General features: G+C 71.3%; 22 protein-coding genes. 11 read left to right on the plus strand and 11 right to left on the minus strand.

The genetic code is table 11. From position 1 onward, the window contains the following. Positions 1 to 255: 255 nt before the first annotated feature. Positions 256 to 2,787 (plus strand): ABC transporter permease, encoded by a 2,532-nt coding sequence (locus SRB5_RS34015; RefSeq protein ID WP_153457447.1) that lies wholly within the window; start codon positions 256 to 258, stop codon positions 2,785 to 2,787. 41 nt (positions 2,788 to 2,828) lie between these two features. Here SRB5_RS34015 and SRB5_RS34020 read toward each other — a convergent pair whose 3' ends face one another. Together SRB5_RS34020 and SRB5_RS34025 are read right to left on the minus strand one after the other, a co-directional pair. Next, complete coding sequence (locus SRB5_RS34020; protein WP_228390657.1) at positions 2,829 to 4,061, minus strand: phospholipase D-like domain-containing protein; 1,233 nt, start codon at positions 4,059 to 4,061, stop codon at positions 2,829 to 2,831. Positions 4,062 to 4,240: 179 nt separating this feature from the next. After that, entirely contained in the window at positions 4,241 to 5,542 is a 1,302-nt protein-coding gene (locus tag SRB5_RS34025) for a class I SAM-dependent methyltransferase (protein WP_153457449.1), read from the minus strand. Between the two features lie 643 nt (positions 5,543 to 6,185). Between SRB5_RS34025 and SRB5_RS34030 the strand changes: the two genes are divergently transcribed. Next, positions 6,186 to 7,406: an acetyl-CoA C-acetyltransferase gene (locus SRB5_RS34030; protein ID WP_153457451.1), complete on the plus strand. Its 1,221-nt coding sequence runs from the start codon at positions 6,186 to 6,188 to the stop codon at positions 7,404 to 7,406. A 180-nt stretch (positions 7,407 to 7,586) separates the two neighbouring features. After that, positions 7,587 to 8,396, plus strand: coding sequence for a hypothetical protein (locus tag SRB5_RS34035; RefSeq protein ID WP_323378949.1), 810 nt, complete (start codon positions 7,587 to 7,589; stop codon positions 8,394 to 8,396). Between the two features lie 10 nt (positions 8,397 to 8,406). On the opposite strand, the gene SRB5_RS34040 is transcribed toward SRB5_RS34035, so the two are convergent. After that, the gene (locus tag SRB5_RS34040; RefSeq protein WP_153457453.1) at positions 8,407 to 8,733 is read right to left on the minus strand and encodes a hypothetical protein; all 327 of its coding nucleotides are present in this window, start codon (positions 8,731 to 8,733) and stop codon (positions 8,407 to 8,409) included. Positions 8,734 to 8,858: 125 nt separating this feature from the next. Here SRB5_RS34040 and SRB5_RS34045 point away from each other — a divergent pair, with 125 nt between their 5' ends. Next, complete coding sequence (locus SRB5_RS34045; protein ID WP_153457455.1) at positions 8,859 to 9,092, plus strand: DUF4287 domain-containing protein; 234 nt, start codon at positions 8,859 to 8,861, stop codon at positions 9,090 to 9,092. Between the two features lie 107 nt (positions 9,093 to 9,199). Here SRB5_RS34045 and SRB5_RS34050 read toward each other — a convergent pair whose 3' ends face one another. Both SRB5_RS34050 and SRB5_RS34055 read right to left on the minus strand, forming a co-directional pair. Next, the gene (locus SRB5_RS34050; RefSeq protein WP_153457457.1) at positions 9,200 to 10,066 is read right to left on the minus strand and encodes a Bax inhibitor-1/YccA family protein; all 867 of its coding nucleotides are present in this window, start codon (positions 10,064 to 10,066) and stop codon (positions 9,200 to 9,202) included. A gap of 438 nt (positions 10,067 to 10,504) precedes the next feature. Further along, positions 10,505 to 10,924 carry a hypothetical protein gene (locus tag SRB5_RS34055; RefSeq protein WP_153457458.1) on the minus strand — a complete coding sequence of 140 codons (420 nt, stop codon included), beginning with the start codon at positions 10,922 to 10,924 and terminating at the stop codon, positions 10,505 to 10,507. 124 nt (positions 10,925 to 11,048) lie between these two features. Here SRB5_RS34055 and SRB5_RS34060 point away from each other — a divergent pair, with 124 nt between their 5' ends. The 5 genes from SRB5_RS34060 to SRB5_RS34080 all read left to right on the plus strand — a co-directional run bounded on the left by SRB5_RS34060 (position 11,049) and on the right by SRB5_RS34080 (position 14,527). Beyond that, entirely contained in the window at positions 11,049 to 11,888 is an 840-nt protein-coding gene (locus tag SRB5_RS34060) for a MurR/RpiR family transcriptional regulator (protein WP_323378951.1), read from the plus strand. Positions 11,889 to 11,977: 89 nt separating this feature from the next. Continuing rightward, positions 11,978 to 12,574: a hypothetical protein gene (locus SRB5_RS34065; protein WP_323378952.1), complete on the plus strand. Its 597-nt coding sequence runs from the start codon at positions 11,978 to 11,980 to the stop codon at positions 12,572 to 12,574. Positions 12,575 to 12,592: 18 nt separating this feature from the next. Next, positions 12,593 to 13,528, plus strand: coding sequence for an NAD(P)-dependent oxidoreductase (locus tag SRB5_RS34070; protein WP_153457462.1), 936 nt, complete (start codon positions 12,593 to 12,595; stop codon positions 13,526 to 13,528). An 11-nt stretch (positions 13,529 to 13,539) separates the two neighbouring features. Then, positions 13,540 to 13,923 (plus strand): hypothetical protein, encoded by a 384-nt coding sequence (locus SRB5_RS34075; protein WP_228390658.1) that lies wholly within the window; start codon positions 13,540 to 13,542, stop codon positions 13,921 to 13,923. Positions 13,924 to 13,948: 25 nt separating this feature from the next. Beyond that, entirely contained in the window at positions 13,949 to 14,527 is a 579-nt protein-coding gene (locus tag SRB5_RS34080; RefSeq protein ID WP_153457466.1) for an isochorismatase family protein, read from the plus strand. Positions 14,528 to 14,859: 332 nt separating this feature from the next. Here the strand turns inward: SRB5_RS34080 and SRB5_RS34085 are convergent, their stop codons facing one another. Together SRB5_RS34085 and SRB5_RS34090 are read right to left on the minus strand one after the other, a co-directional pair. After that, entirely contained in the window at positions 14,860 to 15,081 is a 222-nt protein-coding gene (locus SRB5_RS34085; protein ID WP_153457468.1) for a DUF397 domain-containing protein, read from the minus strand. Then, positions 15,078 to 15,947, minus strand: coding sequence for a helix-turn-helix domain-containing protein (locus SRB5_RS34090; protein WP_153457470.1), 870 nt, complete (start codon positions 15,945 to 15,947; stop codon positions 15,078 to 15,080). The genes SRB5_RS34085 and SRB5_RS34090 overlap by 4 nt, the downstream gene beginning before the upstream one ends. Positions 15,948 to 16,132: 185 nt before the next feature. Between SRB5_RS34090 and SRB5_RS34095 the strand changes: the two genes are divergently transcribed. Further along, a complete protein-coding gene (locus tag SRB5_RS34095) occupies positions 16,133 to 16,555 on the plus strand; it encodes an ATP-binding protein (RefSeq protein ID WP_153457471.1) in 423 nt (140 codons plus the stop codon). A 507-nt stretch (positions 16,556 to 17,062) separates the two neighbouring features. Here SRB5_RS34095 and hutI read toward each other — a convergent pair. The 4 genes from hutI to hutU all read right to left on the minus strand — a co-directional run bounded on the left by hutI (position 17,063) and on the right by hutU (position 22,707). Then, complete coding sequence (hutI, locus tag SRB5_RS34100; RefSeq protein WP_153457473.1) at positions 17,063 to 18,256, minus strand: imidazolonepropionase; 1,194 nt, start codon at positions 18,254 to 18,256, stop codon at positions 17,063 to 17,065. Beyond that, entirely contained in the window at positions 18,253 to 19,566 is a 1,314-nt protein-coding gene (locus SRB5_RS34105) for a formimidoylglutamate deiminase (RefSeq protein WP_153457476.1), read from the minus strand. The genes hutI and SRB5_RS34105 overlap by 4 nt, the downstream gene beginning before the upstream one ends. A 262-nt stretch (positions 19,567 to 19,828) precedes the next feature. Beyond that, positions 19,829 to 21,034: an allantoate amidohydrolase gene (locus tag SRB5_RS34110; RefSeq protein ID WP_153457488.1), complete on the minus strand. Its 1,206-nt coding sequence runs from the start codon at positions 21,032 to 21,034 to the stop codon at positions 19,829 to 19,831. A gap of 11 nt (positions 21,035 to 21,045) precedes the next feature. Continuing rightward, complete coding sequence (gene hutU / locus SRB5_RS34115) at positions 21,046 to 22,707, minus strand: urocanate hydratase (protein ID WP_153457478.1); 1,662 nt, start codon at positions 22,705 to 22,707, stop codon at positions 21,046 to 21,048. 172 nt (positions 22,708 to 22,879) lie between these two features. Here hutU and SRB5_RS34120 point away from each other — a divergent pair, with 172 nt between their 5' ends. Then, entirely contained in the window at positions 22,880 to 24,244 is a 1,365-nt protein-coding gene (locus SRB5_RS34120; protein ID WP_153457480.1) for a type III PLP-dependent enzyme domain-containing protein, read from the plus strand. Positions 24,245 to 24,284: the final 40 nt, after the last annotated feature.

Genomic DNA, 24,284 nt, shown 5'->3' on the forward strand with positions numbered 1-24,284 from the left:
CAACGGCAACGGGCGGCGTGTGGGTGGGCATCCCCCGCGCCGAAGGCGCGGCAGGCCGACGACCCCCGGCCCACCCCGAACGTAACCCCACCCCCGCCGGAGGCGAACCGACACCGAAACCCCACCGCCGCCGGAGGCAAACCGACACCAGCAGACACCCCCCGCCGGAGGCGAACGACCCCAACACACCCCCCGCCGAAGGCGACGGCACCGCCCAGGGACCCCACACGTCAACCACCCCCCGGAGAAACAGAAATGCTCCGCACCGCCCTCCGCAACCTGACCGCCCACAAAGCCCGCCTCCTGATGACCGCCCTCGCCATCCTCCTGGGCGTAGCCTTCGTCGCCGGCACCCTCGTCTTCACGGAGACGATCTCCGACGCCTACACAAAAAGCGCCGAACAGGGCTACGACCACATGGACGTACAACTGAGCCCCGACAACAAGGAAGGCGAAGGCCACCCGGGCGCAGCCCCGAAGCTGACCCAGCACACCCTCGACGCCGCGGAGCAGCTCCCCGGCGCGAAGAGCGCCGTAGGCGTGGTCGGCGGCTTCACCGCCCTGGCCGACAAGGACGGCGACCTCGTCGGCGGCGGCTGGGCGACCACCGGCGCCAACTACTACGGCGAAACCGACCCCAGATACCCCCTCCAGGACGGAAAAGCGCCCACGAGCCAGGGCGAGGTGGCCATCGACGCCAAAACGGCAACCCGCACCGGCTACCACATCGGCGACACCGTAAGACTCTCCGTCAACGGCCCCATCCGCGAGGAAAAAGTCACCGGCATCTTCACCACTGACGACGGCAACGTAGCCGCCGGCGGCTCCCTCGTCCTCTTCGACACCGCGACCGCCCAGCAACTCTTCACCGCCGAGGGCGAGTTCTCCAGCATCGAGATCACCGCCAAGGGCGGCGTCGACCAGGCCGAGCTCAAGCAACAGGCTGAACGCATCCTCCCCGAGGAAGCCAAGGCCGTAACCGCCCACAAGCTCGCCTCCGACCAGGCCGCCATGGTCCAGACCCAGATGGACGGCCTCCGCACGGGGATGCTCGCCTTCGCCGGCATCTCCCTCTTCGTCGGCGTCTTCCTCATCGCGAACACCTTCACGATGCTCGTCGCCCAGCGCGCCAAGGAGCTCGCCCTCCTGCGCGCCATCGGCGCCAGCCGCCGCCAGGTCACCCGCTCCGTCCTCATCGAGGCGTTCGCCGTCGGCACGCTCGCCGGGCTCGCCGGCCTCGCCGCCGGCATCGGCATCGGGGCCGGCCTGCGCTCCCTGCTCGGCGGCACCGGGGTCACCGTGCCCGACGGCGCCCTCGTCGTCTCCCCGGCGACGGTCCTGGTCTCCCTGGCCGTCGGCATCGTTGTGACCGTCCTCGCCGCCTGGCTGCCCGCCCGCCGCGCGGCGAAGATCCCGCCGGTCGCCGCGATGAGCGCCCTGCACGCCGCGCCGACCGTCCGGGGACTGGTCGTCCGTAACACCATCGGCTCCATCCTGGCCGGCGCCGGCGCCGCCCTCGTGGTCGTCGCCACCGGTCAGGACGACGGCAAGGGCCTGCTCAGCCTGGGCGCCGGCCTGCTGCTGATCGGCGTCTTCGTCCTCACGCCGCTGCTCTCCCGGCCGCTGATCGCCCTGGCCGCGCCCGTGCTGCGGCTGTTCGGCGTCGCGGGCCGCCTCGCCCGGCAGAACGCCGTACGAAACCCCCGCCGCACCTCCGCCACCGCCTCCGCGCTGATGATCGGCCTGACCCTCGTCACCGGCCTCACGGTGATCGGCATGTCGATGGCCAACGCGATCGACAAGATGTCGTCGAACGCCATGACCGCCGACTACCAGATCACCATGGGCGGCGGCATCGGCACCCTCGCCCCCGAGGTCGGCGAGAAGCTGGCCGCGCTGGACGAGGTCACAGCCAGCACCCCCCTGCGCAGCGCCCCCGTCCGCCTCGACGGGGACAAGAGGGAGAACTGGGTCACCGGCCTCGACAGCGCCAGCGCGCCGAAGCTCATCGCGCTCGACTTCACCGAGGGCTCCTTCGCCGGACTCGCAGGCGACAAGGCGATTGTCGACACCCACACCGCCGAGCGCGAGGGCTGGCGACTCGGCGACTCCATCGCGCTGACCTGGCGCGACGGCACCCCGGGCAAGCTCACGATCTCCGGCCTCTACCAGGACAACCAGATGATCAGCGGCATCATGCTCGACAACGCGGTCCTCTCCCCGCATCTGGACCACCCCGCCGACATGATGGTCTTCGTCTCGGTGAAGGACGGCGTCGGCCAGGCCTCGAAGGACTCCCTGGAGGCCGCGCTCGGCGACAACCCCGCCATCCGCGTCATGGACGAGGGCGACGTCTCCGACGAGATCTCCGGCGTCTTCACCATGATGCTCAACATCCTCTACGCCCTCCTCGGCATGGCGGTGATCGTCGCCGTCCTCGGCGTGATCAACACCCTCGCGATGTCCGTCTTCGAACGCTCGCAGGAGATCGGGATGCTGCGCGCCGTCGGCCTGGACCGCCGGGGCGTCAAGCGGATGGTGCGGCTGGAGTCCCTGACCATCTCGCTCTTCGGGGGCGTCCTGGGCATCGTGCTCGGCGTCTTCCTCGGCTGGGCGGCCGGCGAGCTGATCGTCAACGCCGGCGTCCCGACGTACACCCACGTCCTGCCCTGGGGCCGCCTCGGTCTCTTCCTCGCCCTGGCGGCCCTGGTCGGCGTGATCGCCGCGCTGTGGCCGGCCCGGCGGGCGGCGAAGCTCAACATGCTCGCCGCGATCAAGAGCCAGTGACCGCGAAGGGCCGGGTCGGAGACCCGGCCCTTCCCCGGCGGTTACGAGCCCGCGCAGTAGCTCATCAGCCGGTCGTGGTTCGCCTTGTACGAGGCGTACACGGCCGCGTTGTCGATCTTCAGCAGCGTCTCGTCGTGCGCGCGCAGCGACGGGTACGTGTAGTTGTGGCTGCCGGTGAACACCAGCTGCCGGCCCGCGACCCCGTCGTACGTCCCGTTGACCAGGAAGTACTTCGAGTGCAGCCCCACGTTGGCCAGCCCGGAGCGGGTCTCGTTGCACTCCACGCGGGTGGTCAGCTTGCCGGAGATGATCGACTCCACGGTGCCGCTCATCGAGTCCGGGTCGGAGCCGTCGAACGCCAGATACACCTTGCAGCCGGCGTTCACCATGGACACCAGCTTGGTGGCGACCTCGTCGCGGGTGAACAGGTTCGCGGCCATCCGGATCTGGGTGCCGGACGAGCAGCTGACGTTGTCGAGGATCAGCTTGACGGTGTCCGTCGACGCGTCGTTGTTGTACGTCGTGCCCGAGGACTCCCGGCGCGGGAAGTGGTACGTCTTGTACGGGCCCGTCGTGCTCGTCGGCGTCTTGTAGTACGTCGCCAGCCCGGAGCCGGAGGCGCCGTACGCCAGCTGGTCGTTCCAGTAGTCGTTGTAGATCGAGAACAGCCCGGCGTCGACGAGCGTCACGGCGTTGTTGAACAGGTCCGTGCGCTGGATGCCGGTCTGGTTGGCCGAGGACTGCACCACCACGTTGCTCGTCCCGCCGGTGGAGGAGAACGTGAAGTACTTGTTGTGGTTGATCGGCCCCGTGCTGTCGGCCGTCAGATAGCGGTTGCCGATACAGCCCCGCCCGGACGGGCAGCGCAGGACGAACGACGACTGCGTACGGTCGGTGCCGAGCCCGGCGGCCAGGCGGGTGTACTCCGCGCCCGTGCCCTCGGAGCTCTGGTAGTCGACGATCACCTTGACGCTGACGCCGCGGTTCTTGGCCGCGACCAGGGTGTCCGTCATGACGTTGTCGGTCCAGGAGTACATCGAGACCTTGATCGAGCTGCCCGTGGGCGCCCCGTTCACCAGACCCACGATATGGGTTCGGATGCGGTCCTGGTCGGCCGTGGTCCCGGCCGGGTCGTTGAACACGGCGGAGTCGGTGACCGCCTGGATTCCGGTGCCGGACTCGGGCGGCGCGGCGGTGGCCGGTGTACCGGCACCGGAGGCCAGGAGTCCGGCTGCGGCCGCGAGGCTCAGCAGCCATGTGATGCGGCTACGCAAGGGAATTCCCCCTTAGGTTGGCATATCCATGACACATCAGGCCGCAAAAAGCCGGGGCACCGCGGACTCGTCCGCAGCGCCCCGGCCTCGTCGAGCCCAAGGCTCGAACGTATCAGTGTCGTACGGGGATTGCCCGGCTTTACGACACCGTGTCCCCGCGCCGGCCGCGTATCAGCAGGTCAGCCCCCGGAGACCGGCCCGCCCCACTCCCGCGGCCGCAAGTCCGTCCCGGACGTCCCGGAGTTGGGCGTACGGACCGCCAGGATCTGGTTCACCCCGATGCGGTTGTGCTCGAACGCCAGTGCCGACGCCGCCATGTACAGCCGCCACACCCGCGCCCGGCCCGGCGACGAGGCCGCCACCGCCGCCTTCCAGTTCGCCTCCAGATTCGCCACCCAGGCGCGCAGCGTCAGCGCGTAGTGCTCGCGCAGCACCTCCACGTCCCGGGCCTCGAACCCGGCCCGCTCCAGCGCCGAGAGCGTGTCGCCGAGGGGGGAGAGCTCGCCGTCGGGGAAGACGTACGCGTCGATGAACTCGTCGAGCTGGTACGTCTCCTCCGCCTGCCGGGGGCGCCGGGAGATCTGGTGGTTGAGCAGCCGCCCGCCGGGGCGCACCAGGCCGTACAGCTGGTCCGCGTAGCGCGCGTACTCCGCGGAGCCGACGTGCTCGGCCATGCCGATGGAGGAGACCGCGTCGAACGGGCCGTCGTCCACCGCCCGGTAGTCCTGCACCCGGATCTCGACCCGGTCGGTCAGCCCGGCCCCGGCGATGCGCTTGCGGGCGTACCCCGCCTGCTCGGTGGAGAGGGTGATGCCGACGGCCTCCACCCCGTACTCGCGGGCGGCGTGCAGCACCAGCGAGCCCCAGCCGCAGCCGACGTCCAGCAGGCGGTCGCCCTCGCGGAGGTTCAGCTTGCGGCAGATGAGGTCGAGCTTGGCGTCCTGGGCCTGCTCCAGGGAGCCGCCCTTCTGCCAGTAGGCGCAGGAGTAGACCATGCTCGGGCCGAGGACCAGCGCGTAGAAGTCGTTGCCCACGTCGTAGTGGTGGCTGATCGCCGCCCGGTCGCGGGTCAGGGTGTGCAGCGGGCCGCGGCGCCGGCGCACCTCCTCGGCGGGCGGCGGGGGCGGCGGCCAGGGGCCGGCGAGGCGGACGAGCTGCTTCGCGGCGGCCCGTACGGCGGGGTCCCGCAGCCTCTTCGGGGGCGTCGTCTCGCCCTGGTCCCACAGGAGGCCGGCCATCGCGTCCAGGGCCTCGTACAACTCGCCCTCGACGTCGATCTCCCCGGCCACCCACGCCCGGGCGAGGCCCAGCTCCCCGGGGTGCCACAGGAACCTGCGCAGGGCGCGGGGGTGGCGGACGATCAGCGCGGGTCCCTCCGGGGGGCCCGCCTCGCTCCCGTCCCAGGCCCTGATGCGTACGGGCGGGGAGGTCCCGGTGAGGCTTTCGACGATGTCGGACAGCCGCGATGCGGCGTCGGCCATGGCGCACCTCCGATGCGTCGGGGGGAAGTCTCTCTTCCCTGCCTAACACCTGTGCCCCGCCCGCGCAGTCCCGCCGCACCGGACGGGTCCGCGCGGTCGGCGCCCACCCCGGCGACTCGCGCCCCCTGCCCCGGGCCCCGGCTGCGCGCCCTGTGCCCCGGCCCCGCGCCTGCGGCGCGGCTGTTTCCCACCCGCAGCCGCCCGTTACCGTGCAGAGGGCCACCCTGGCCGGGGCGACCCAACGCCCCCACCAGCCCCGGCCACGACGTCTCCGCCCCCCACGAAACCCCGCCGCCGCGCCCCCCGTACACCCGCAGGCCCCCCACGAAGCCTCGGCGCCGCGCCCCCCCGTAGACCCGCAGGCCCCCCACCAAGCCCCGGCACGGTGACCCCATGCACGGCAACGGGCGGCTGCGGGTGGGACTCAGCTCCGCGCCGAAGGCGCGGAGGCCGGGGCGCAGCCGCACCCGACCGCATGACCCGACCCACACAAAAAGCCGGAGAATAGAGTCACCGCCCCGCGAGGTAAGCAAGCGCTCAGAAAATTGCGACCCGTCTCACAGCCACCGCAACGTGACCCGACCCCTACGCCCAGGTAGCTTCCGGAGAAGCACCCGCAGACCCCATCCCTCAGGGAGCCGTGATGCCCGAAGCCGTGATTGTCTCCGCCGCCCGCTCGCCCATCGGCCGTGCCGGAAAGGGCTCCCTGGTGGACGTCCGCCCGGACGACCTGACCACGCAGATCGTGCAGGCGGCCCTGGCCAAGGTCCCCGGCCTCGACCCCCGCGAGATCGACGACCTGATGCTCGGCTGCGGCCTCCCCGGCGGCGAGCAGGGTCACAACCTCGGCCGCGTCGTAGCCGTACAGCTCGGCATGGACCACCTCCCGGGCTGCACGATCACCCGCTACTGCTCCTCCTCCCTGCAGACCAGCCGTATGGCGATGCACGCCATCAAGGCCGGCGAGGGCGACGTCTTCATCTCCGCCGGCGTCGAGACCGTCTCCCGCTTCGTCAAGGGCTCCTCCGACGGCCTCCCCGACACCCACAACCCGCTCTTCGCCGAGGCCGAGGCCCGTACGAAGTGGACGGCCGAGCAGGGCTCCGACGAGTGGCACGACCCGCGCGAGGACGGCAAGGTCCCCGACGTCTACATCGCGATGGGCCAGACCGCCGAGAACCTCGCGCGCCTCAAGGGCATCTCCCGCCAGGAGATGGACGAGTTCGGCGTCCGCTCGCAGAACCTCGCCGAGAAGGCCATCGCCGACGGCTTCTGGGCCCGCGAGATCACCCCCGTCACCACCCCCGACGGCACGGTCGTCAGCAAGGACGACGGCCCCCGCGCCGGCGTCACCGTCGAGGGCGTCTCGGGCCTCAAGCCCGTCTTCCGCCCCGACGGCCGGGTCACCGCCGGCAACTGCTGCCCGCTGAACGACGGCGCTGCCGCGCTCGTCATCATGTCGGACACCAAGGCCCGTGACCTGGGTCTCACCCCGCTGGCCCGCATCGTCTCCACCGGCGTCTCGGCGCTGTCCCCGGAGATCATGGGCCTCGGCCCGGTCGAGGCCAGCCGCCAGGCCCTCAAGCGCGCGGGCATGTCCGTCTCGGACATCGACCTGGTCGAGATCAACGAGGCCTTCGCCGCCCAGGTCATCCCCTCCTACCAGGAGCTGGGCATCGACCTGGACCGCCTCAACGTCAACGGCGGCGCGATCGCCGTCGGCCACCCCTTCGGCATGACCGGCGCCCGGATCACCGGCACGCTGATCAACAGCCTCCAGTGGCACGACAAGCAGTTCGGCCTGGAGACCATGTGCGTCGGCGGCGGCCAGGGCATGGCCATGGTCATCGAGCGCCTCAGCTGACCCGTACCGGGACCCTTGGCCGGGCAGGCGGGCCGCCCGGCGAGCCCGCGTAACACCGTACGAACCGGACAGGACGAAGGTCCTGTCCGGTTCGTGTCCTTATGCACTGGGGGTGGGGTACCTCGCTCTGCCAGGCTGAGGTAGAAATTGGGGACCCGACCGCAACCAGGGAGTCAAGCCGTGAGCGCCACACACCTCGGTATCGCCGCCGTGCTGCTGATCGCGGGCACGGGCGCCGCGCTGGGCGGGGCCACCCTGCGTACGCTCCGCGGCCTGCGCCGCGAGGTCGCCGGCCTGCGTGCCGCGCTGCCCGCCGACCCCGCCGCCGGGGTGCCCGCGCCGCGTGAGGTCCCCGTCGCCGAGATACGCGCCGCCGTCGCCGAGGCCCTGGCCGAGGAGCGGGAGCGCGAGCTGGCCGAGGCCCGGGCGTTCTGGGCGGAGCAGGAGGCGCGCGAGGACGCCGACGCCCCGTTCTTCGGCGCCGCCGGCTCCTTCGACGGTCCCGTGTTCATACCGGGCCAGACCGACCTCGCCGCCCTCGCCGGGATGGAGCCGCTGCTCGACCCCGAGCCGTTCGCCGAGGTCCCCGAGGGCACGGACGAGGCCACCGCCGAGTCCGCGGAGCTGGCCGCCGCCCGCCGCCGGCACCCCTCGCACCCCGACTTCAAGCCGCACGGCGCCCCCGCGATCGCCGACCACGAGCGCACGATGAACCGCCTCGAGGACCTGTCCGCGCTGCACACCCCGCTGGTGGACGTGCGCCCCGGCCCCCTCGGCACGCTCGACGTCTACGTCTTCGCCGACGGCACCACGCTCTGCCTCTCCCCGGGCCACCGCGACACCGCGGAGAAGCTGTCGCAGGCCCTGAACGAGGGCGCGATGCCCGTCCTGCTGGGCGGCTCCGCCGTCTCCGGCGCCTTCGCGCTGACCTTCGCCTGCGGCGAGGAGAGCGTGTACGTACTGGCCGACCGGGTCATTGCCAGCCTCTGAGCCGGAGGACTCAGCGCACCACCCCGGCGCACGCCCGTACGAGCTCCAGCGCCCCCTCGAGTCCGCGCGCCCCCTCCGGCTCCGGCACGCCCCCCAGTGCCTCCGCCAGATCGTGCCCGGCGACCGCCACCTGGTCCCCCACGGCGAACAGCCCCACCTCGGGCATCACCCGCGCCTCCCGCCCCGGCGCCTGGAGCCGCTGCGCCCGTACCGCCAGCTCCCGGGCCAGCTCCAGCCCCGCGGCGCCCGCGTTGTGCCGCAGCCGGCTCTCGGGAAGTGACCGCAACCGGTCGGCGAGCCGGTCAACGGCGGTCAGCAGGGGATTCACGTCGAGCATCCCCCGAGCGTAACCCGCACCAAGTGCGCGATCGGTCAAAGCCGCTGCCCACGCATGGTTGCCAACTCCCGAATGCTGAGGCACGGTGCGTAGAAGGACTGCTTTCAAACGGCCCGGAGGCGCCGATGTCCCAACTCTCCTTCTCCGCGGAAACCCACAAGAACCTGCTCTCCAGAATCCCCCACTGCACCGGTCGTGAGGTCGCCGACTGGATGCGCACCGTAGAAGACGGACCCTGCTTCCTCCGTTTCGACGAGAAGGTCAGCTGGCTCCGCCACGAGCACGACCTCGCGTACGGCCACGCCAAGGCGATCATTCACGAGTACGACATGAGGCGGGCCGCGCGCCGACTGCTTTAGAGCAGGTGGGCAGCGCTCCCCCGGAAGGACGGGATACGACGAAGGACCCGTCCGAGGAGGTCCTCGGACGGGTCCTTTTCACGTCAGGACCAGGAGCGGGCCGTACGTCAGTCGCCCTGCAGCAGCGACACCAGCCGCAGCATCTCCAGGTAGATCCACACCAGCGACAGCGTCAGACCGAAGGCCGCCAGCCACGACTCCTCGCGCGGCGCGCCGTAGGTGATGCCGTCCTCGACCTGCTTGAAGTCCATGGCCAGGAAGCAGGCGCCGAGGATCACGCCGACGATGCCGAAGACGATGCCGAGGCCGCCGCTGCGGAAGCCCAGACCGTCGCCGCCGCCGAAGACCGCGAACATCATGTTCACCAGCATCAGCAGGATGAAGCCGATCGCCGCGGCGAGCACGAAGCGCTGGAAGCGGGCCGTGACCCGGATCAGCCGCGTCTTGTACGCGATGAGCACGCCGGCGAAGACCGACATCGTGCCCAGCACCGCCTGCATCACGACGCCGTCGCCGGCCCACTGGTTGAAGAACTCGCTCCAGATGCCCAGGAACACGCCCTCGAGCACCGCGTAGCCGAGGATCAGCGCCGGGGTGGGCTTGCGCTTGAAGGACTGGACCATCGCCAGGACGAAGGCGCCCAGCATGGCGGCGATGCCGATGCCGAGGTCCTTCTCACCGTCGAAGGCGACCCAGGAGACGACCGCGCCGAGGACGACGAGGCCGAGGGTCATGCCCGTCCGGGAGACGACGTCGTCCATCGTCATCCGCGAGCCGGCGGGGGACGCGTACGGCGCCCAGTCGGCCTGCGGCTGACCGGCCGGAGCATACGGGTTGGTGGCGGTCGGGTTGGTGCCGGGCTGCGCGTACGGGTTGGTCCCGGGGCCCCCGGCCTGCGGCGGCGCGTTGAAGCCCGCGGCGCCGCGGTCGCGGCTGAACCCCCGTCGCGAGAAGACCGGGTTGCTGCTCCTCATCTCACTCCTCCATGGCCGTCGGGACGGCCGCATGCGGGTACTGGACCCAAGAGTAATGGTTGGGCAAAAGGATTGCGCCAGCCCCGGGGCGGATCTTTATCCAAGAGTGCCCCTGCTGGGAAGACGATTTCCGGTACTTCCGGGTTCCTGCCCCGGGGGAACGTACTGGCGGGGACCGCCGCACCCCGGCGCGAGCGCCAGGGGCGGGACGACGGCGGTCCCCGCAGGGGACGTGGGCGCGGGGTCAGGGCCCCGCGGCGGCCACGTCCGGGCGACCTGAGGAGGTCCGGGAGCCGCTCCGGAGGTCCTAGGCACGCCGTTCGTGGGTGTCGGTTGGTTCGTCCGTCCTTCCGACATCCACTACTGTGCCCGAGCCGTGTTAACCGCGTGCTGCCAGCGCGTGACAGCCCCGTACCAGTTCTGCTGCGGCCGCCCGGGTCAGTCCCAGTCGGACTTGGCTCGGCGCTCCCTGCGGCGCGGCAGCCGCCAGCCCGCGTGCAGCGCGTTCACACCGAAGATCCCGGCCCAGGCGACGAGCAGACCCTCCAGGCCCTCGTTCACCGCGCCGATCGCCGACAGCGGGATCGCCAGGACGAGGGACACGGCGGCGAAGCCGAACCGCTCGCCGAAGGTGCCGTCGGCCGCCGGCTGCTGCTGGGGACCGGAGCCGCGGGCCACGACCATCTGCTGTTCGGCGAGCTGCCGGCGCATCCGCTGGTCGATGGTGCCGTCGAGGCGGCCCTGGATCTTGTCGAGAAAGCCCTCGACCAGTTCGTTCTCGTACTCCGGTCCGAGCTCCTTGCGCGCGTGCAGCGTCGCGTCGAGTTCTTTCCTGATCTCGGGGTCCCGCGCAGTCATGTCAAGCACGGTAGGCCCGCGGACCCGCTCCGGACAGTGGGGCTAGCCCCCCTCTTGCCCCGTTGCATAATTTCATGCAGAGTCAGGAATCGATGAATAGCGCATGCGGTACGGAGGAGTGGGCGTGACGGACGCCGGGGCGCGGCTGCAGAAGCTGTTCGAGGGGCATCGGCTGACGCCGACCCAGCGCCGTATCGCGCACTGCATGGTACGGCGGGCGTCCGACGCCCCCTTCCTGTCCAGCGTGGAGCTCGCGGAGCTGGCCGGGGTGAGTCAGCCGTCCGTCACCCGCTTCGCCGTCGCCCTCGGCTTCGACGGCTATCCGGCGCTGCGCCGCCACCTGCGTGAGACGGTCCCCGGCGAGAGCCCCGCCGCCGCGGCGGCCTCCGGGCTCAACGAGTACCAGCAGGCCATCGAGGCCGAGATCGACAACCTCCGCCGGCTGTCCGCGTCCCTCACCGACGCCACGGCCGTACGGCGCGCCGGCCGGCTGCTGGGGGAGTCCCGCCCGCTGCCGGTGCTGGGCCTGCGGGCGGCGGCGGCCCAGGCGCGCGGGTTCGCCTACTTCGCCGCCAAGGTCCACCCCGACGTACGGCTGCTCGACGAGGGCGGCTCGATGCTCACCGACCGGATCGAGACCGCCGCCCGGGCGGGCGCGAGCGCGCTGCTGTGCTTCTCCCTGCCCCGGCACCCCCGGGAGGTCGTCCCGGCGCTGGAGTGCGCGAGGGGCGCGGGGCTGACGGTGGTGGGGGTGGCGGACAGTACGTTCGCGCCGGTCGCCGCGCACTGCGACGTACTGCTGCCGGCGGCCGTCGGCACGGGGCTGGCGTTCGACACGGCGTGCGCGCCGATGCTGCTGGGGCGGGTGCTGCTGGAGGCCCTGTGCGACGCGCTGCCGGACGCGCAGGCGCGGCTGGAGGCGTTCGATACGGGGGCGGCGGCGCGCGGATTGTTCTTGGACTGAGCCGTTTTTGCCGGGCCTCATGCCATTTTCATGATCCGTCGGTAACCTCCCGCGGCAAGGGACTTCGGACTCATGTGTGGAGGTGCGGCGTGGCACGGGGCGCGGGTGTCGAGGCGTTGGCGAGGGTCGCGGTGCTGGTCCGGGCGGGGGCGGTGCCGCTGTTCTGGCCGGGACTGGTGGCCGGGGGAGCCGGGGCCTTCGTGCCCGGGCTGACCGGGCGGTGGATCGGGCTGTACGCCGGGCTGGCGCTGTTCCTGCTGGTCGCGCTCACCGTGTTCTTCGTACGCCGCGGCCGTTACGCGGAGCTCGCCGCGTCCGCCGGGAAGGCGCCGCGGTCGGTGATCCTCCAGGACCGGGCGGTCACGGTACGGGCCTGGCGGCGGGCGCACCGGTGGTGGCTGGTGCTGGCGTTCTGTGTCGCGGCGGGCGCCAACTTCGCCGTGCCGGGGGCGCTGGGGCTGGCGTTCGCGGGGGCCGGGTTCGGGCTGTGGGCCAAGTCGCTGTGGCTGGGCGGGCGGGAGCGTACGGCCGACGTGCTGCTCTGGGTCAGCCCGGACGCCGCCGCGCGGCGCGGTGGCCCGGCGGGCAGGCAGGTCGGGGCGTACCGGACGACGGGCATCGGCGCCGGCGACGCCAGGCCGGGCGGCACCCGGCGCGCGGGGGCGGGCGCGGGGGCGCGAAGGTAGCTTCGGGCGCGGCGTATCTTGCCTGGTGTGCCTTACGACGAGCTGCTGAACGACGCGGAACTCATCGCCGACCCCACGCTCGGCGACAAGGTGCTGGACGCCCTGGCGGACACCGCCGGCCGCCGTCCGGCGCGCCACTCGGGCGCCGTGCCGGCCCGCCCGTACATCTACGTCGGCAACGGCCTCCCGGCTGAGCTGCGCACGCCCCGGCTCCGCTGGTTCCACAGCTCCTTCGCCGGCAACGACGCCGTCCTGCGCGACTTCCCCGCGGGCGCGCTGCTGACCCGTACGGTCGGCCGGATGAACGAGCGGATCGCCCAGTACGTCCTGGGCTGGCTGCTCGCCGACGCCCAGTACGTCCCCGAGTACCTCGCCCGCCACGCCGCCGCCGAGTGGCACTGCGTCCCCGGCGACCTCGTCGCGGGCCGCCTCGCCCTGGTGTACGGCACGGGGCGCATCGGGGCGGCGGTCGGCGCCCTGCTGCAGCGGGTCGGCATCCGTACGGTGGGCGTGGCCCGGCGCCCCCGCCCGACGGCGGGCTTCGACGACACGGCGACGGCGCAGGAGGCGGACGCGCTGCTGCCGCGGGCGGCGTGGGTGGTGAACGTCCTCCCCCTCACCCCGGCGACGGCGGGCTTCTTCGCGTCCGACCGCTTCTCCGCGATGCGCGGCGCGCTGTTCGTGAACGTCGGCCGGGGCGCGACGGCGGACACGTCGGCGCTCGCGTCGGCCCTGCACGCGGGGACGGTCCGCCGCGCGATCCTCGACGTCCTCCCCGCCGAACCGGCCCCCCCGGACGCCCCCGCCTGGCACCTCCCGCACACGGTCCTGACGTCGCACTCGGCGGGCGTGACAACCCCGGAGGACGTGATCCAGGACTTCGCGGCGTGCTGGTCCGCGCTGCGGTCGGGGCGGAGGCCGGAGCTGGCGGTGGATGTGGGGCGGGGGTATTGAGGGGCTGTGTCTTGCCCGGCTCGGGTGCGGACCTGGAGCTGTACCGGGAGAAGTTCCGGCGCCGGCTGCCGGACTCGCTGGACGAACTGCGAGGGCCCACGGAGGGGATCGTCCGTCCCCCTGCCACCGTCGTCTGGTCCGGCCTGCGGGCCTTCGATCTCGGCGACGAGCGCCTGCGCGTCAGCCTTTACCGCACGGTCCTTGCGGAGGGCGTGCGCGGCGACTTGCCCGCCCTCCTGAACCGGGAGATTCTCCTGCGGCTGTGGCCCACGCTGCGGACCTTGACCTCGGACACGATCCGTGGTGTGTGGGAGACGGAGTTCCCGGAGCTGAGGGCATTGGCCGACGTCCCACCTGATCGGCCTCCAGCCCGCCGGGATACCGATGTTGCTTGATACGGGCCGTCGTTATCGTGGACCGATGTCACCGACGTTCCATCGCGCCGCCCTCATGGTCATCGACATGCAGGACGACATGAGGCCCCTCATGCACCGCCCGGCGCGAACCATCGCCGTGATCGCGGAACTCAGCGCCCGGGCCCGTGCCATGGACGTCCCGGTGATCACGGTCCGGCAGCGCGGCTGCGGAGACGTCCTGCCCGAGCTGGCCCCGCACGCCGGTGAACCGGTGGTGACGAAGTCCTCCGCGGACGCCTTCCTCGACACCGACCTGGGTTCGACACTGACCCGTCTGGCCGTCACGGAACTCCTGATCACCGGCTTCGCCACGGAGAACTGCGTCGAGACGACGGCCCGCCGCTCCCTCAGCGAGGGCTACGACCTGACCCTGGTCTCGGACGCCCACACCACGTCGCTCCGCCCCGCGGGCTCGGCGTTCGCGCCGCCGGACCAGGCGATCGCGCACCACAACGAGATCTACCGCCACATCGACTTCCCGGCCCGCTCGATACGGGTCCTGCCTGCGGCGGAGGTCGATTTCGGTGTGCCTTCGTCGCGCGGCGGTGTTCGGGGGTCTTTGGCTGGCGGTTGCGTTGGCTGACGCGCATCCGGCCTTCGGCCGGAGGCCTCAAACGCCGGCCGGGCTGGGGGTGGGTGTCTTGGCCCCTGGTTCGGTGCCTGGTCTGCTGGGGTTCGCCGCAGTCACGTCGTGGGTCGGGGCCGCCCGACACACCTACGCGCGTACTGCCGCGTCGTGGTCGCGTTGGGAGCGTTTCCCGTACGCGCGCAGGCGTGTCGGACGTCCCCTTACTTCCGCCGGCGGCTACCGGATTCTCCCTGGTCACCGCTCCCTCCAGCCCGCCAACCGTGGGGAACTCCCCCGAGGCGGGGGCATCCGTACAGTGACCCCTCGGATGTGGACGGCCCTCAGGGTCAGGGCAGGAGGTCGGCCTGCCCGGCCCGGATGCTTCTGGTGAAGAGTTCGTAGTCCTTCAGGGAGACGATCAGCACCTTGGCGTCTGGGTCGTCGACGTCCACGGAGTCGCGCAGGGCTACGACGCCGTCGACGAAGGCGATCTCCAGGCAGTTGTTGCCGCCGTTGGACATGTCGCTCTTCGCCCACGTCGCGTTGGTGAGATCGACCTTCTTGTTCATGGGGAGCAGTCCTTAATCAGGCCCAGGAGGAAGTGACGGGTCGCCTGCACGTCGAGGGCCTGATCACGCAAGGCATCGAGCGTGGACGTATAGCGATCCACGTCTTCATCCTCCTCCAGATACAAGGAAGTTGTCCTTGCTTCGACAAGGGCGATCGGAGGTCCGGCGGGAAAGTGCAGGAGCTGGAATGGGCCGTCGATGCCTGGGTGTGCCCCTCTGTCGAACGGCAGCACCTGTACGACCACGTGGTCATGCCGTTCCGCCGTCTCCACCAGATGCTGGAGTTGCGCCTTCATGACCGCTCGGCTCCCTACGACCCGTCGCAGCGCTGCCTCGTCCAGGACGCAGGAGACTCCGAGTGGGGCATCGCGTTGCAGAGCTGACTGTCGGGCCATCCGAAGCTGCACGAACCGGTCGACCTGGTGCTTGGAGGACCAGACCTGGCTGCGTTGCACGATGGAGGAGGCGTAGTCCTCGGTCTGGAGCAGCCCCGGGACGATGTGCAAGTACGACTCGGCCTTCGCCGCCATCCCTTCGAGGTGCAGGTACTCCTCGAAGCCGTGTGTCTGGATGGCCTCCTGGTATTCGTCGATCAGGTTCGTCCGCTTTCCGGACGAGGCCAGGGTGGCCATGGCCTTTATCTTGGTCCGTGTCTCCTCCGGCTCCACGCCGTAGATCTGCAGGAAGGCCGTCAACCCGAGGCCGGAGACCCGCTGCTTTCCGTTCTCGATCTTGCTCAAGGCCGATTTTCCGGAGAGTCCCAGTCGTTGGGCGGCGTCCTCCATGCTGAGACCCGCAGCGATGCGCAGCGAGCGTAGTGCGGAGCCGAGCCTTCGTCTGTGGACGTTCGGTCGCGCTTCTGCCATGCCTTCCACCTCCGTCGGGCGCAGCCTAAATCGCATTGTTGCCAGTTAATCCAGTTTCGGGGCTCATCACGCGTATGGGTGAATCGCGATATTAGAAACGTTTCTTGATGCAGGGAGTTGCCTATCGTCTGGAGAGCTAAGCCCGGTCCGTTCAGGGCCGGTTGCTCCCCTCGGAGGTAACGCCCATGAACAAGCCCGCGACCTGCTCCCACGGAATCGGAGCGCCCGGCTACAGCGAGACCTGGCCGTGTGAACCGCAGAGCGCCGGTCGCGCCCGGGCTCTGGTCGGAACGGCGCTGAGCGTGTGGGGGCTGAAGTGTCTGGCCGACCGCGCGACCCTCGTAGTGTCCGAGCTCGTCACCAACTCCGTGCTGCACACGAGATGCAGACTGGTCCGGGTCGGCATCGTCCGTCCGGACAAGGAACTCGTGTGCATCACGGTCTCCGACCGGTCAACGGTCCGCCCTGCCATTCGGACGCCCGATGAGGAGTGGGAAGCTGGTCGCGGTCTGATGCTCGTTGAGGCGATGGCCGATCGGTGGGAGGTCGATGTCCGGCGCTGGGGCAAGATCGTGCGAGTCGATTTGCGTGTGACAGCTGAGGGTTGACGGGCGTCAGCCGGCTTCCGGAATCAGAGCGGCCGACCGGGAGCTTCCACGGTGGTCATGACGCCGGATCCGCCGTCGAGTAGCCGTCCACGATCTCGTGCGCGTGAGGGTTGTCCGGGCCGAGGTCCCGCACCACTTGGCGGGCCTGCGGGATTCGGTCCGTCTCGCACAGCAGCCGGAGAAGGCAGTAGAGGGCGTAGCGGTCGCCCTCCTCGGCGCGGGGCCCTGAGGCCCGCGTCCATCCCCCTCTCGCGGAGCGCTCTGTCCAGCCTCCGCCGGGCGTGCACATCCGTGAGAGCGCGCTCGCCCAGCTCCGGGAAACGGTCCGCGCGGGCGAGCAGGTCCATGTGCCAGAGGTGGTTGTTGTGCTCGTTGTGGTCGGTGGAATAGCACGCCGCCCGCGCGCTCACCAACGCGATCGCCGCGTCCCAGTCCCCGCGCAGCTCCGCCGCCTCGGCCTCCTCGAACCACCTCACGCAGCCCAGTATCGCGCCACCGGACCAGCCCTCACCCCCCGAACCCCACCGCCCCCACCGCCAGTTCCCCCCGCGCCCACACCGCCGCCGCCAGCGGCACCCCCGGCCGGTACGCGAGGTGGACGTGGCTCGGCGCGTCCAGCAGCACCACATCCGCCCGCGCCCCCGCCGAAAGCCGCCCCACGTCCTCCCTCCGCAGCGCCGCCGCGCCTCCCGCCGTCGCCGACCACACCGCCTCGTCCGGCGTCATCCCCATCTCCCGTACCGCCACCGCGATGCAGAACGGCATCGACGACGTGAACGACGACCCCGGATTGCAGTCCGTCGACAGGGCCACCGTCACCCCCGCGTCCAGCAGCCGTCGCGCGTCCGGGTACACCGCCCGGGTGGAGAACTCGCACCCCGGCAGCAGTGTCCCCACCGTCGTCCCGGACGCGAGGGCGTCCACGTCCGCGTCCGTGAGATGCGTCAGGTGGTCCGCCGACGCCGCCCCCAGTTCCACCGCCAGGCGGACGCCCGGGCCCTCGGTTAGCTGATTGGCGTGTACGCGGGGGGTCAGGCCCCGGGCAATGCCCGCCGTCAGGATCGCGCGGGCCTGGTCGCCGTCGAAGGCGCCCTCCTCGCAGAAGACGTCCACCCAGCGGGCGTACGGCGCGCACGCGTCCAGCATCGGGCCCGTGACCATGTCCACGTAACCGGCGGGGTCGTCGGCGAACTCCGCCGGGACCACGTGCGCGCCCAGGTACGTGACCTCCTCCAGGTGCGCGGCGGCCACCGCCAGCGAGCGGGCCTCGTCCTCCACCGTCAGGCCGTAACCGGACTTCGTCTCCACCGTCGTCGTGCCCTGCCGCCGCATCTCCGTGAGGTGGCGCCGCAGATTGGCGTCCAGCACGTTGTTCGACGCCGTACGGGTCGCCGCCACCGTCGTACGGATCCCGCCCGCCGCGTACGACCGTCCCGACATCCGCGCGTTGAACTCCGCCGTCCGGTCCCCGGCGAACACCAGGTGCGAGTGCGAGTCCACGAACCCCGGGATCACCGCCCGGCCCCCGGCGTCCACGCTGTTGTCGGCGGGCGGCGCCCCCTTCGCGCTGCCCGCGTACACGACCCGTTCGCCCTCGATGACGAGGGCCGCGTCGGTCAGCAGGCCGAGCGGGCCGTCGCCGAGGGACGGGTCGTTCGTGACGAGGCTGCCGATGTTCGTCAGGACGGTGGACTGGCTCATACGTCGATCACCTGCCGGATGGCCGCGGTCAGCGCCGCGGGGACGTCGTCGATCAGGGTGTGCGCGCCGTCGCGGACGATGTGGCGCCCGCCCACGACCGTATGCCGGACGTCGGCCGCCGAGGCCGCGTACACGACGGCTTCCGGCGTGGCGCCGGAGCCGGCGGTCCGTACGGAGTCCAGCGCGACGACCGTGAAGTCGGCGAGCGCTCCGACCTCGAGCCGTCCCGCGCCGTCCCATCCCAGGGCGGCGTGTCCGGCGGTGCTCGCGGCGTGCAGCAGCTGGGCGGCGGACCAGTGCCCGCGCTCGTGGGTGCGCAGGCGCTCGTTCAGCTCCATCGCGCGCGCCTCCTCGAGGAGGTCCACGACGGCGTGGCTGTCGCTGCCGAGGGAGAGCGGGGATCCGGCCGCCTGTACGGCGACGGCGGGGCCGATGCCGTCGGCGAGGTCCCGCTCGGTGGTGGGGCACATGCAGACCCCGGTACGGGATCCGCCGAGCAGGGCGATGTCGTCCCCGGTGAGGTGGGTGGCGTGGACGGCGGTGGTACGGGGGCCGAGTACGCCGTGGTCGTGCAGGAGGCGGGTGGGGGTGACGCCGTGGGCTGCGAGGCAGGCGTCGTTTTCGGCGGGTTGCTCGGAGAGGTGTACGTGGAGGGGGCCGTCGATGGCGCCGGCGACTGTTTGGAGCGCTTCGGCGGGGACGGCTCGTACGGAGTGGATGGCGGCGCCGATGACCGTGTTGGCGTCGGGTTTGAGGGCGGCGGCGCGGGTGGCCCAGGCTTCGGCGTTGCCGTCGGAGAAGCGGAGCTGCTGGGGGGTGGGGTCGGCGCCGAAGCCTGAGGAGAGGTAGGCGGTGTCCAGGAGGGTGATTCGGATTCCGGCTTCCGCGGCGGCCTGGGTGAGGGCGTGGCCCATGGCGTTGAAGTCGCCGTAGCGGATGCCGCCGGGGGCGTGGTGGAGGTAGTGGAACTCTCCGACGGCGGTTACTCCGGCGAGGGCCATCTCGGCGTACGCGGCTCGGGCCAGGGCGAGGTAGGTGTCGGGGGTGAGGCGTTCGCTGACGCGGTACATGAGGTCGCGCCAGGTCCAGAAGGTGCCGTGGTCGGTCTGTACGTGGCCTCGGAGGGCTCGGTGGAAGGCGTGGGAGTGGGTGTTGGCCAGGCCTGGGATCGCGAGGCCTCGCAGGGGCTCGGCGCCTTCGGGGGAGGTGTCGGGGTGGAGGGCGGTGATCAGTCCGTCGGTGACCTCGATTCGTACGGCGTCGGCGATGGTGTTGCCTGTCCAGGCGTGTTCGGCCCAGTAGACGGTCATGCGGTGTCCTCCACGCTGTCGCGGCCAAAGGATGTGCCCCCGCCCACCCCTTCCCCAAGACGGATCCGATCCGTGGCGCTGGGGGCTGCGCCCCCAGGCCCCCCTATCGGCGCTTCGCGCCTCGGCCTCAAACGCCGGCCGGGCTGGAATGGGGCGATTTTGCGCCTCGGCCTCAAGCACCGGACGGGCTGGAATGGGGCGATTTTGCGCCGTGTCCTCAAACGCCGGACGGGCTGGAATGGGGCGATTTTGCGCCTTGCCCTCAAGCACCGGACGGGCTTGGGGCGCACGCCAGCTCCTCCAGCACGTCCGCCAGCGCCAGCACCCCGGCGACGCAGTCGTCCTCGGAGGCCGCTTCGGCCGGTGAGTGCGAGACCCCCGTGGGGTTACGTACGTACAGCATCGCCGTCGGTACGCTCCCGGCGAGAATTCCCGCATCGTGTCCCGCCCCGGTGGGCAGCAACGGCACCCCGCCGAGTCGAGCCGCCAACCGATCCCGCAGCCCGTGCTCGAACTCGATCACCGGAGTGAACGACTCCCGCGTGACGGCGACGGACGTCCCGTCCCGCCCCGCCCGCTCCAGAGCCGCCCGCTCGATGTCCCCGACCAGGGCGGAGAGCGCCTCGTCCGAGGCAGCCCGGGAATCCAGCCACCCCCGCACCAGCGACGGAATGGCATTGACCCCGTTCGGCTCCACCGCCACCTTCCCGAACGTGGCGCGGGCGCCTACCTGAGCCGCCTTCTTCCGGGCCGACAGCACCGTGTTCGCGTACGTCAGCATCGGATCCCGCCGATCCTCCATCCGCGTGGTCCCCGCGTGGTTCGCCTCCCCCCGGAAGTCGAACCGCCAGCGCCCGTGAGGCCAGATCGCCGAAGCGACCCCCACCGCATGCGGTGTCTCCCCGAGCGCCACCCCCTGCTCGATGTGCAGCTCGACGAACGCCCCGATACGGGAAAGCCGCTCCGGGTCGGCCCCGATCCCCGAGGGATCCTGCCCCGCCTTCTCCATCGCCTGCGGCAGCGAAACCCCGTCCGCGTCCCGCAGCCCATGCGCGTCGGCGACGCTCAACTGCCCCGCGGCCAGCCGCGACCCCACACAGGCGAGCCCGAACCGGGCCCCCTCCTCGTCGCCGAAATTGACGATCCCGAAGGGGCGGGCAAAGGAAACCTCCCGCCTCCGCAGCTCATCCAGAGCGGCGAAGGCGGAAACCACCCCCAGCGGCCCGTCGAAAGCCCCGCCGTCCGGTACGGAATCCAGATGCGACCCCGTGACCACGGCATCCCCGCGCGAGGGATCCCCCAGCCAGGCCCACTGGTTCCCGTTCCGGTCGACCTCGTAGAACAGCCCCCGGGCCTCCGCCTGGGCCTGAAACCACAACCGGCACTCACCGTCGGCCGGCGTCCAGGCAAACCGCCGGTACCCCCCGGACGCCCCACTGCGCCCGATCGGCAGCAGCGACGCCCACATGCTGTGGAAGGTCACGACGCGTCCTCACGCATGGGCACCCGCACACCCCGTTCCGAGGCGACCTCGTCGGCCCGCTCGTAGCCGGCGTCCACATGCCGGATGACGCCCATCCCCGGATCGTTGGTCAGCACCCGGCGGATCTTCTCCCCCGCCAGCGCCGTACCGTCCGCCACGGTGACCTGTCCCGCGTGGATGGACCGCCCCATCCCGACCCCGCCACCGTGGTGGATGGACACCCACGACGCTCCCGAAGCCACGTTGACCATGGCGTTCAGCAGCGGCCAGTCGGCGATGGCGTCCGACCCGTCCCGCATCGCCTCGGTCTCCCGGTACGGCGAGGCCACCGACCCGCAGTCCAGATGATCCCGCCCGATCACGACCGGCGCCTTCAGCGTCCCGTCCGCGACCATCTCGTTGAACCGCTCCCCGGCCCTGTCCCGCTCCCCGTACCCGAGCCAGCAGATCCGCGCCGGAAGCCCCTGGAAGTGCACCCGCTCACCGGCGAGCTTGATCCACCGGGCGAGGGACTCGTTCTCGGGGAAGAGCTCGAGAATCGCCCGGTCGGTCGCCGCGATGTCGGCGGGATCACCCGACAGCGCCGCCCACCGGAAGGGCCCCTTCCCCTCGCAGAACAGCGGCCGGATGTACGCCGGTACGAACCCCGGGAACGCGAACGCCCGCTCGTACCCCGCGAGCTGAGCCTCCCCCCGGATCGAGTTGCCGTAGTCGAAGACCTCGGCCCCGGCGTCCATGAAGCCCACCATGGCCTCCACGTGCCGCGCCATGGACTCCCGCGCCTTCTGCGTGAAACCGGCGGGGTCCTTCGCGGCCGCGTCCGCCATGTCCTCGAAAGCGACCCCCAGCGGCAGATAAGCCAGCGGATCGTGCGCGGACGTCTGATCCGTCACGATGTCGATCGGCGCTCCCGTCTCCAGCAGCCGCGGCACCAGATCCGCCGCGTTGCCGAGCACCCCGATCGACAGCGGCTTACGTTGCGACTTGGCCTCCTCCGCCAACCGCAGCGCGTGCTCGAGCGAGTCGGCCCGTACATCGAGATACCGGTGCTCGATCCGCCGCTCGATGGCACGCGGGTCACAGTCGATGCAGATCGCGACGCCGTCGTTCATCGTCACGGCCAGCGGCTGCGCGCCGCCCATCCCGCCCAGGCCGGCCGTCAGGGTGATCGTTCCGGCGAGCGTGCCGCCGAAGCGCTTGGCGGCGACGGCGGCGAAGGTCTCGTACGTACCCTGCAGAATCCCCTGCGTGCCGATGTAGATCCACGACCCGGCGGTCATCTGCCCGTACATCGTCAGCCCCAGGGCCTCCAGCCGCCGGAACTCCTCCCAGTTCGCCCAGTCGCCGACCAGGTTGGAGTTGGCGATCAGGACGCGCGGCGCCCACTCATGGGTCTGCATCACGCCGACCGGGCGGCCGGACTGGACCAGCATGGTCTCGTCCTGCTTCAGCCCCCGCAGGGTGCGGACCATCGCGTCGAAGGAGCGCCAGTCGCGGGCGGCCTTGCCCGTGCCGCCGTAGACGACGAGCTTGTCGGGGTGCTCGGCGACCTCGGGGTCGAGATTGTTCTGCAGCATCCGCAGGGCGGCCTCCTGCTGCCACCCCCGGGCGCTCAGTTCCGTACCGCGCGGGGCTCGCACGGGTCGGGGTCCTGACATGGCGCCTCCCTGAGACTCGGCTCTGAATGATCCGCTGCACATCCTGTCGCCATGAATAGTTTCAGTCAACAAGGCCCGGCCGTGGTCCAGACCACTGACGGAATCGCACCACTTCGTCCACCCTGTGGACACCGGCACGACAGGCTTTACCGCCGGGTGATTGACTGCCGCCATGGCTTTCGATCAGACCCCTCCCGCACCGCAGAATCTCCTCGCCGCCCGTCGTGACGCGGCTGTACGGGCGGCACTCGCCCAGGGGCTGGTCAGTACCGCCGAGCCGATCGCCGCGTTCCTCGACGCCGACGCGATCCGCGAGCAGGCGGGCGCGCTGCGGGCGGCGTTCGCGGAGGTCGCGGCGCCGCGGCAGAAGGTGCTGCACACGTTCGCGGTGAAGGCGGCCTCCCTGGTGCCGGTGCTGCGGCTGCTCGCGGCGGAGGGCATCGGCTGCGAGGTGGCCAGCCCCGGCGAGCTGGCGCTGGCGCGGGCGGCGGGCGTCGCCCCGTCCCGTACCGTCCTGGACTCCCCGGCCAAGACGCGGGCCGAGCTGCGCGAGGCGCTGGGCATGGGGATCGCGGTGAACGCCGACAACCAGGAGGAGCTCGGCCGCCTCGACGCCCTGATGGCGGACGGCATGAGCAGCTCCCCGATCGGCATCCGCGTCAACCCGCAGCTGGGCAGCGGCGCGATCGACGCGATGTCGACGGCGACGTCGACCTCGAAGTTCGGCGTCGCGCTGCGGGACCCGGGCGCGCGGGAGTGGGTCGTACGGACCTGCCTGGACCGCCCCTGGCTCACCTCGCTGCACACGCACACCGGCTCGCAGGGCATCCCGCTGGAGCTGATGGCGGCGGGCGTACGCGAACTGCACGCGCTGGCCGAGGAGATCAACACGGCGGCGGGCCGGCGGCAGATCACCACGCTCGACATAGGCGGCGGCCTGCCGGTGAACTTCGGCTCGGACGAGGTCACGCCGGCGTACGCGGACTACGCCCGGCTGCTGCGCGCGGAGGTCCCGGGGCTGTTCGACGGCCGGTACACGCTGGTCACGGAGTTCGGCCGGTCACTGCTGGCGAAGGCGGGCCTGGTGCTGGCCCGGGTGGAGTACGCGAAGTCGGCGGGCGGCCGTCCGATCGCGGTGACGCACGCGGGGGTGCAGGTGGCGGTACGGACGGTGTTCGCGCCGGACTCCTGGCCGGTACGGGTGGCGGCGTACGACGGCTCGGGGGCCCCGAAGACGGGCGAGGCGATCGCGCAGGACGTGGCGGGACCGTGCTGCTTCGCGGGGGATCTGATCGCGCGGGACCGGGAGCTGCCGCTGCTGGCGGCGGGGGATCATGTGGCGATGCTGGATACGGGGGCGTATTACTTCTCGAACCCGTTCGGGTACAACAGCCTGCCCCGGCCGGGGGTTTACGGCTTCTCCGCGGACCCGTCGACGGGGGATGTGCGCTTTGCGATGCTGCGGAGGCCGCAGACGGTGGCGGAGATTGTGGCGGAGTCGGGTGGGGCTTATGGGGATGCGTTGATGGGGCTTTGATTCGTGGGGGGTGCGGTTGGCGGGCGCCGGATCGGGGGTG

The organism is Streptomyces smaragdinus (genome assembly GCF_009604385.1).
In the GTDB taxonomy this organism is placed as follows: domain Bacteria; phylum Actinomycetota; class Actinomycetes; order Streptomycetales; family Streptomycetaceae; genus Streptomyces; species Streptomyces smaragdinus.